Source organism: Streptomyces synnematoformans, assembly GCF_039531005.1.
Classification (GTDB): Bacteria; Actinomycetota; Actinomycetes; order Streptomycetales; family Streptomycetaceae; genus Streptomyces; species Streptomyces synnematoformans.
Genome location: NZ_BAAAPF010000364.1, coordinates 1 through 6,812 on the forward strand (window position 1 = coordinate 1; position 6,812 = coordinate 6,812).

The 6,812-nt window shown below is 74.6% G+C and carries 4 protein-coding genes and 1 pseudogene; all 5 read left to right on the forward strand.

All coding sequences use genetic code 11. The features are described from left to right. Positions 1-184: pseudogene (locus tag ABD317_RS31975) on the forward strand (HtaA domain-containing protein); the annotation flags it as partial. A 29-nt stretch (positions 185-213) separates the two neighbouring features. Continuing rightward, positions 214-1,779, forward strand: a complete 1,566-nt coding sequence (locus tag ABD317_RS31980) for an HtaA domain-containing protein (RefSeq protein ID WP_344294555.1) — start codon at positions 214-216, stop codon at positions 1,777-1,779. Between the two features lie 364 nt (positions 1,780-2,143). Beyond that, positions 2,144-3,148 (forward strand): hypothetical protein, encoded by a 1,005-nt coding sequence (locus ABD317_RS31985; protein WP_344294561.1) that lies wholly within the window; start codon positions 2,144-2,146, stop codon positions 3,146-3,148. Between the two features lie 62 nt (positions 3,149-3,210). After that, positions 3,211-4,734 carry an amino acid permease gene (locus ABD317_RS31990; RefSeq protein WP_344294557.1) on the forward strand — a complete coding sequence of 508 codons (1,524 nt, stop codon included), beginning with the start codon at positions 3,211-3,213 and terminating at the stop codon, positions 4,732-4,734. An 83-nt stretch (positions 4,735-4,817) separates the two neighbouring features. Beyond that, a partial coding sequence (locus ABD317_RS31995) for a sensor histidine kinase (protein WP_344294559.1) occupies positions 4,818-6,812 on the forward strand: 1,995 nt, incomplete at its 3' end.

Below are 6,812 nucleotides of genomic sequence, written 5' to 3' on the forward strand. Positions count from 1 at the left end.
GCCCGCCGTGCCGCTGGGCGTGGGCGCGGCGGCCGTGCCGGCCGCCGCGCTGCTCGCCTACGCCGTGGTGCGCCGGCGCCGGACGGCGGCGGCCCTCGCCGCCCGGACCCCCGCCCCCGCGCACACTCCCCCGAGCGCCACTGAAGACACCGACGACGCCGGGAATCCCGGCGCGACCGACTGAAGCACCGACACGTCGAGGAGAAACACGAGATGACCGCCACCCCGCTGCGCCTCACCGCAGCCATCGCCGCCGCGACCGCGCTCGGCGCCGTCGCGCTGGCCCTGCCCGCCGCGGCCGCCAGCGGAGCGCCCGGGACCGCGGCCGCCGAGCTGACGGACGGCACCCTGACCTGGGGCGTCAAGCAGTCCTGGCGCACCTACGTCGTGACCACCGCGCACGGCGAGATCACCACCGCGGACGGCGCGGAACAGGCCCCGGACAACGGCCCGTTCACCTTCGGCGGCGGGACGGGCACGTACGACACGACCACCCACGCCGTCGACACGGCCTTCGACGGCAGCGTGCGCTTCGCCTCCACCCGCCACGGCTTCGACATCACGCTGGCGGACGTCAAGCTCACCACCGAGAACGCCACCACCGGCGCGATCACGGCCGACGTCACCGCCGCCGGCGAGACGGCGGAGGACGTGGAGTTCGCCGGCCTCGACCTCACCGACGTGCGGCCCGGCGGCGGCGCGGACGGCGCGATGACGTTCGCCGACATCCCGGCCACGCTGACCGCGGAGGGCGCGGAGGCGTTCAACGGCATGTACGCGGAGGGCACCGAACTCGACCCGGCGACGCTGTCGGTGAAGCAGGCGGACGACGGCGGCGGGGACGGCGGCACCACGTCCGGCGGCGGCTCCGGCGGAAGCGGCAGCGGCGGGAGTGGCAGCGGGGGCGGCGGCACCGCGTCCGGCGGCGGGTCCGCCGGTTCCAACGGCTCCAACGGCTCCAACGGCACCGGCGGTTCGGGCGGGTCCGGCGGCTCCGGCGGCACGGAGCAGCCGGAGGCCGAGGCCGGGGTGATCGCCGGCGGCCGGCTGGACTGGGGCGTGAAGAAGTCCTTCCGCGACTACGTCGAGGGGCCGATCGCGCACGGGAGGATCGAGCTGACCGGCGGCGCCGCCGCGCAGTCCGACGGCTTCCGCTTCCCGGACGCGCAGGGCGGTTTCGACGCCGACGAGCCGTCGCTGGACGCGGCGTTCGGCGGCACCGTGCGCTTCCTGGGCCACGAGGAGGGCGGCGAGTACACGCTGGACCTGAAGTTCAGCGATCTGAAAGTGCAGGCGGACGGCGACGGCGCCGCGCTCGTCGCGGACGTGTCGGCCAAGGACCGGGAGAGCGGCGAGGTCACCGAGAGCGACGACGTCGCCGTCGCCGACCTCGCACTCGACCCGGCCGAACTGACGGCGACCGACGACGTCGTCGAGCTGACCGACATCCCCGCCGCCCTGACCGAGTCCGGCGCGGGCGCCTTCGGCGGCTTCTACGAGCCGGGCGCCGCCCTCGACCCGGTCAGCCTCGCCGTCACCCTCGACGAGAACGCCGAACTCCCCGGCACCGACGACCCCTCCGCCGGCGGCACCCAGTCGACCGGCGGCTCCGTGGGCACCGCGGGCGGCCCTGCCTCCGTCGGCGGCGCCACCGACTCCCTCGCCGAGACCGGCAGCGGCACCCCGACGACGCCGCTCATCACCGCCGCCGCGGCCATGACCACGGCCGGCGCGGCGGCCGTCTACACCATGCGCCGGCGCCGCCCGGCCACCGACTGAGCCGCCGGACGGCGGAAGCGCCGCCCGTCACCCACGGTGACGGGCGCCGCTCTTGGCTGTCGTGTACGAGGGACCGGACGGCGACTGGCGGTCCAGACCTTGCGTTGCTAGTCGGCAACATTCCCCGGTGGATTACACAGACGGCGCTCGTGTCGCTACGATCCCTTCGACCCCATCACGAACGTCCGCAGGAAAGCCGCGCACCAGTACCACGCACCACCCGCGTGCGCGTGCCCGAGGTTTCGATGAACATCGCATGGCAGTCGCCGAGGTGCGCCCGCTTAGCCGGACCGACCCGCCCCCCGCCGCCGCGTCCCGTATGCGTACCCGGCGCGCCGTCCCGCGCGCCGCGCGGGGGGTGGTGATGGCCCGCGGCGGAGCTTCCGGGCGCGGCGACTTCCGGCCCGTCTACCATCTCGCCGGCCTCGACGACGACTTACGGGTCGTCGTCGACGACCTGCGCGTCGGCCGGTGGATGTCGATGCGCGCCCTGCTCGCCCGTACCGGCGCCGACTGGGGGGCGCGTACCGCGCGGTCGCAGGTGCTCGGGGTGGTGGCCGCCAAGTCGGCGGTGGTGCAGATCTGGCTCGACGAGGAGCCGGAGAGCGCCGACGCGCGGATGATGCTGGCCCGCGTGGCCGTCGGCCGGGCCGTGCAGGCGCACCGGCAGCGGCACCCCAGCGCCGGGCAGCTGGAGGAGGACGCGCGGCAGGCGTGCCGGGAGGCCGCGCTGCTGCACCCCGGCGATCCGGTGCCGTGGGTGGGCCTGCTGGCGCTGGCGCAGGCGGACCCGCGGCAGCAGCGGCCCGAGCACCGGGTGGCGCCGCCGGAGAACCTGCTGCCGCACGGGCCGTGGGGGCTGCTGGACGAGGTCGTCAGGCGGGACCGGTACAACCGCGAGGCGTTCCACCGGGTGCTGCAGCTCTGCGCGGCCGCGGGCGGCTCGCAGGCGTACGCGATGGACTTCGCCCGCTGGGTGGGCTCCTGGGCCCCGACCGCCTCGCCGCTCCTCGTGCTGCCGCTCTTCGCGCACGCCGAGCACTACCAGTTCGAGCGCCGCCGCGGCCGCGGCGACGCGCTGGTGCACCGCCAGTGGTCCCGCGAGGACATCCTGCGGGACACGCGGCGGGCGCTCGACGGCTGGTTCGACGTCACCAACGCCGACGTGCGCTCCGTGCTGGACCTGAACCACCTGGCGCACGCGCTCAGCGCCGCCCGCGAGTACGCCGAGGCCGCCCGGGTGTTCACCGCCCTGGGCCCGTACGCCACCCTGCTGCCCTGGGCCTACGTGACCGAGGACCCCGACCGGCAGGACCTGGCCGAGGCCGAGTTCTTACGCGCCCGCTCGATGGCTCTCGGTAGCGGGTGACCGGGCGTACCCGTCCGTTTTCGACTGTCATGCCCCTGCCATTCCCCTTCGGAGGTCACCCCATGTCACAAGCGCCGGTCAGCACCGCCGGCACGTCCCGGCGCAAGGACGACGACGCCCACCTCCGAGATCTCGGCTACGAGCCGGAACTCGCGCGGCGCATGGGACCGTTCGGCAACTTCGCCATCTCCTTCTCGGTCATCTCGATCCTCTCCGGCTGCATGACCCTGTACGGCTTCGGGCTCAGCACCGGCGGACCGGCCGTCATGATGTGGGGCTGGGTGGCCGTCGGCCTCTTCGTGCTCTGCGTCGGCATGGGCCTGGCCGAGGTCACCAGCGCCTACCCCACCTCCGGCGCGCTCTACTACATGGCCCACCAGCTCGGCGGCCCCCGCTGGGGCTGGTACACCGGCTGGCTCAACCTGCTCGGCCTGCTCGGCGCCATCGCCGGCATCGACTACGGCTGCGCGCTGTTCCTCGGCGCGTTCTTCAACCTCCAGTGGGGCTTCGAGCCCACCGCGGAGAAGACGCTGCTGATCTTCGCGGTCATCCTGGTGCTGCACATGAGCCTGAACCTGCTGCGGGTACGCGTCGTCAGCCTCCTCAACTCCATCAGCGTCTGGTGGCACCTGGCCGGCGTCACGATCATCGTCGCCGTCCTGATCATCATCCCCGACAGCCACCAGTCGGCCGGCTTCGTCTTCGGCGAGTTCAACAACGACACCGGCTGGAACAACCCGTTCTACGTCACCGCCATCGGCCTGCTGCTCGCCCAGTACACCTTCTCCGGCTACGACGCCTCCGCCCACCTGTCGGAGGAGACCACCCAGGCCCAGGTCAGCTCCGCCAAGGGCATCGTCCGCGCGATCTGGGTCTCCTGGATCGCCGGCTTCGTGCTGCTGGCCGGGCTGACGTTCGCCATCCAGGACTACGTCGGCACCCAGGAGTCCGCCACCGGCGTGCCACCCGCGCAGATCTTCATCGACGCCCTCGGCGAGGGCGGCGCCAAGGCCCTGCTGCTCATCGTCATCTGCGCCCAGCTCTTCTGCGGCAACGCCGAGACCGCCGCGACCGCGCGGATGGTCTTCGCCTTCTCCCGCGACGGCGCGCTGCCCGGCTCCAAGCTGTGGCGCCGGGTCTCGCCGCGCACCGGCGTGCCCACCCGGGCGGTCGTGCTGTCGGTCGCCGTCGCGTTCTGCCTGGCGCTGCCGTCGCTGTACTCGGCGACCGCGTACGGCGCGGTGGTCGCCATCAACGTCATCGGCATCACCCCCGCCTACGCCATCCCCATCTATCTGCGGCTGCGCGCGAAGAACCGCTTCGTGCCCGGACCGTGGAACCTGGGCCGGTGGAGTTCGGTGATCGGCTGGATAGCCGTGTGCTGGGTGGCCGTGATCACGGTGATCTTCTGTCTGCCGCAGGCGTCGCCCGTCACGGTGGACACGTTCAACTACGCCTCGGTGGCCCTGGTCGCCGTCCTGCTGCTCGCCACCGTCTCGTGGTGGGTGGCCGGCCGGCGCTCGTACCAGACACCCGTGTACACCGCCGACCCCGAGATGGCAGAGCTCGGCAAGGACCTGGTGTGACGCGCACCGGGCCGCCGCCGCAGCCCCGGGGGCGGCCCGGAGCCCCGGCCCGACCGAAACCGAACAGCGCTCCGTGAGGTCCGATGTCCGCAACCACTCCCACCGCCCACGGCGGGCGCCCCGTGCGCCTGCGTACGCTCCATCGCATCCTGGCCGCGGTCGTCACGGTGGCGCTGGCGGCCCTGGCCGCGGTCGGCGCCGCCCGGGAGCTGAACCGGGCCGCGGCCGTGCAGGACTACGCCGACACCCTCGACCGGCTGCAGCGGCCGTCCCTCGCGCTCGTCGCCGAACTGCAGGCGGAGCGCCGGATGACCGCGCTGCACTGGGCCCGCGGCCCCGTCAACGCCGCCCAGCTCGGCAACCAGCAGGCCCTGACCGACCAGGCCGCCGTCGAACTCCGCGAGGTGGCCGAGGACGCCCCCGACGCCGGCGCCCGCCCGCTGCTGACCGCCGCCCTGCGCCGGGTCGAGGCGCTCGACGCGGTACGCGAGCGGGCCGCCGGGCGCACCGGCGCCGGCGACGAGGCGCGGGCGGCGTACACCCGGGCCGTCGAGCAGACCATCGACGTCCACACCCGGCTGCGCGCCCCCAACGGCACCCTCGCCCGGGGCGCCCGCCCGCTGACCGCCCTGCTGCAGGCCGGCGAGGCGCTGGCGTTCGAGGACACCCTGCTGGCCGGCGCGCGGGACGGCCGGCTGCCGGCCGCGGACCACGCCCGCTTCGCCGAGGCCGTCGGCGTGCAGCGGTTCGCGTACGGGACGCTCGCCGGACCGCTGCTGCCCGACGGCGAGAAGGGCCGCTACGACGCCATCACCACCTCCGCGGAGTGGACCGGCAAGTCCCGGATCGAGGACGCGGTGGTCGGCGCGGGCCGGGACGCCGGCGGCGCGGTCACGCTGCCCGGCGGGACCGCCGGCTGGGAGTCGGCGTACGAGCGCCTCGGCCCCAGCCTCGCGGGCCTGGCCACCGCCCGCGTCCGGGCGCTGTCCGACGACGCCGCCGACCGCGCCGGCGAGCTGCGGACGACGGCGTACGGGATCGCCGCCGGCGGCGTCGTGCTGGCCGCGCTCGTGCTCGGCGTCGTGCTCCGGGTCAGCCGCACCATCGTGCGCCGGGCCGAGGAGGTGCGCTCCAGCGCGCTCGCGGTCGCCCGCCGGCAGCTGCCGCAGATGATCGTCCGGCTGCAGCGCGGCGAGGACGTCGACCTGTCGGCGCTGCCCACGCAGGTCGCCGCCGCCGACGAGTTCGACGAGATCTCCAACGTCGTCGCCCGGCTCGCGGAGGAGGTGGTCGAGGCGGCGCGGATCGTGCACGAGGAGCGGTTCGGCTTCGAGAAGTTCGCCGAGGGCGTCACCATGCGGGCCGTCACCCTCATCGTCGCCGTGCTGCGCACGCTGGACGAGCTGCAGCACCGCTACGCGGACACCGACCCCGCGCTGCTGGCGGAGCTGTACGAGCTGGACCACCTCACCGTGCGGGTGCGCCGCCAGCTGGAGAACCTGCTGGTGCTCTCCGGCGGCTCTGTCGTGGGCCCGCACACCGAGCCCGTGCACATCGCCAACCTGATCGTCGACGCGGCCGGCGAGTCCCGCGGCTTCGCCCAGGTCACCAAGGAGTTCCGGGCCGAGGCGTGGGTGGTGCCCGAGGTGGCCGGCGAGCTGACCCACCTGATCGCCGAGCTGATCGAGAACGCCACCACCTACTCGCCCAGCGGCTACGAGGTCTTCGTCCGCGCCACCGACACCGCCACCGGCGTCGCGATCGAGGTCGAGGACAAGGGGCGGGCGCCGGAGAGCTGGTACTTCGAGGCGCTCAACGGGCGGCTGCTGGACGTTCCGCCGTACGCGGTGCTCGCCAGGTCCTCCGACCAGCTGGGCCTGTTCGTGGTCGGGCAGCTCGCGCAGCGGCACGGCATCCGGGTCACGCTGCAGCAGGGCCGCTTCGGCGGCGTGCTGGCGGTGGTGGCGCTGCTCGCCGCGCTGCTCACCGCCGCGCCGGAGGAGCTGGCGGACCGCACCCCGGTACGCCGGGCGCTGCCGGGCCGCTCGGGCCCGCGGCCCGCGCGGCGGCGGGAGCCG

What these genes read in the sequence shown, in the direction of transcription:
- ABD317_RS31980 (WP_344294555.1), top strand. Translation starts at nt 214, where the DNA reads ATGACCGCCACCCCGCTGCGCCTCACCGCAGCCATCGCCGCCGCGACC.
- ABD317_RS31985 (WP_344294561.1), top strand. Translation starts at nt 2,144, where the DNA reads ATGGCCCGCGGCGGAGCTTCCGGGCGCGGCGACTTCCGGCCCGTCTAC.
- ABD317_RS31990 (WP_344294557.1), top strand. Translation starts at nt 3,211, where the DNA reads ATGTCACAAGCGCCGGTCAGCACCGCCGGCACGTCCCGGCGCAAGGAC.